This is a genomic window from Pseudoalteromonas sp. G4, from assembly GCF_028875915.1.
Classification (GTDB): domain Bacteria; phylum Pseudomonadota; class Gammaproteobacteria; order Enterobacterales; family Alteromonadaceae; genus Pseudoalteromonas.
This window is the reverse complement of record NZ_JAPEHW010000147.1, coordinates 1-1,689: the sequence shown is the minus strand read 5'-3', so window position 1 is coordinate 1,689 and position 1,689 is coordinate 1. Positions and strand designations below refer to the sequence as shown.

Sequence of the window (1,689 nt, the reverse complement as noted above, 5' to 3'; positions counted from 1 at the left end):
TCAGGGTTCAGGGTTCAGGGTTCAGGGTTCAGGGTTCAGGGTTCAGGGTTCAGGGTTCAGGGTTCAGGGTTCAGGGTTCAGGGTTCAGGGTTCAGGGTTCAGGGTTCAGGGTTCAGGGTTCAGGGTTCAGGGTTCAGCAAAAATTCTGAAACCTAAACTCTGAAATCTCAATTCTTTTTTAACCAACCGAACCAAGCAAGGTCAAAATTGCTATCGCAGCTAACATCAAAAGCATATTTCGTTTAACAAGGCGCACCATGCATTTCGCTTCAAAACTACAGCCAATAAACTCTTGTTCTACGCGCTCAGCGGCAAGTGCAATATCACCTATTACACGTCTATTGGGCACCGAAAAGTTAAATACGTATTTAAGGTAGGTGGATGTACCTTGTGAAAAGTTACCAATAATCAAGTAGCCAAAACTTACGATTCGGGCTGGCATCCAATCTAACCAGTAAAGTGTTTTATGCAGAATTTTTTTGTGAGCTTTAAAAGCGGAATCTGATTCATTTCGTGTTATGTCAGCAAAGCTTCGAATTAATGAATAAGCAAGTGCACCACACACACCGAATACCACAAACCAAAATATCACCGCGCCGTAATAACGGAAATTAATCCACGCAATTGTTTGCCCTAAAGTTTCACCGCCTTGTTGCTCAGTACGTTTTTGGCCTAATTGCATTGCATATAAGGTAGCTGCTTCTGTGTCTTGCCTTTGTAACGCATTTAAATAGCCTTTATATTTAGCACGTAAGTAAGCACATCCAAAGCACACTAAAAGCACAACCACATTAATTGCTAGTTCAAGAAGCACAAAATCAAATGTTTCGCTTACAGCAAAAAGTAATAAAACAGGCAGCAGCAACCAAACGAAAAAATCAGCTCGCCTTTTATAAATACCTTTAAATAAGCTATTCGATTCACTCACGCTAATGTAATGATTTATATAGGTGCTCAATTGCCATGCATCTTCTTTCGCAGCAAGTCGCTCTATAATAAGTGCCAAAATTATCGAAATTAAAATCATTATTTGCTCTACAAACTAATTGAAGCGCGAAAGCGCTGCCAGTCAAAATACGGGCCTGGGTCAGTTTTACGCCCTGGCGCAATATCACTATGACCAGTTATTTTATGCTCACTCAACGTAGGATAATGTTTTATAAGCGTTTTGACTAGTTGTTCTAAACTAGCATACTGCACATTTGTGAAAGGAACATGATCGCTACCTTCAAGCTCAATACCAATACTAAAATCATTACACCCTTGCCTGCCTTCATATTCCGACACACCGGCATGCCATGCGCGCTTATTAAACGGCACATATTGAATAATTTCACCATCACGACGAATCAAACAATGCGCTGATACTTCAAGGCCTTGAAGTTCTTTAAAGCTTGCATCAGCAGTACAGTCCAAGCAACCTAAGAATAGGTCTGTAATGTAAGGTAACCCGAATTGCCCAGCTGGTAAGGAAATATTGTGAAGAACAATTAAAGAAATATTTTGTTCATCAGGACGCTCATTAAAATGAGGGGAAGGCAAAAAGCAAATACCTTGCAATACGTGTTGTTCTATTTTCATGTTTTTAGAGAGAGTTCAGATTTTAGTGCCCAGATTAACAGGTCTTAACATTGGCTGAAAGAAATCTAAATGCTAAAACCCTGAAATCTGAAATCTGAAATCTGAAAT

The 1,689-nt window shown here is 39.8% G+C and carries 2 protein-coding genes; both read right to left on the bottom strand.

Going from position 1 to position 1,689, the window contains the following annotated elements; genetic code table 11:
• Positions 1-178: 178 nt before the first annotated feature.
• Positions 179-1,027 carry a beta-lactamase regulator AmpE gene (gene ampE, locus ON073_RS20270; protein WP_274763677.1) on the bottom strand — a complete coding sequence of 283 codons (849 nt, stop codon included), beginning with the start codon at positions 1,025-1,027 and terminating at the stop codon, positions 179-181.
• 8 nt (positions 1,028-1,035) lie between these two features.
• Positions 1,036-1,581, bottom strand: a complete 546-nt coding sequence (gene ampD, locus ON073_RS20265) for a 1,6-anhydro-N-acetylmuramyl-L-alanine amidase AmpD (protein WP_274763676.1) — start codon at positions 1,579-1,581, stop codon at positions 1,036-1,038.
• Positions 1,582-1,689: the final 108 nt, after the last annotated feature.

What these genes read in the sequence shown, in the direction of transcription:
- ampD (WP_274763676.1), bottom strand. Translation starts at nt 1,581, where the DNA reads ATGAAAATAGAACAACACGTATTGCAAGGTATTTGCTTTTTGCCTTCC.
- ampE (WP_274763677.1), bottom strand. Translation starts at nt 1,027, where the DNA reads ATGATTTTAATTTCGATAATTTTGGCACTTATTATAGAGCGACTTGCT.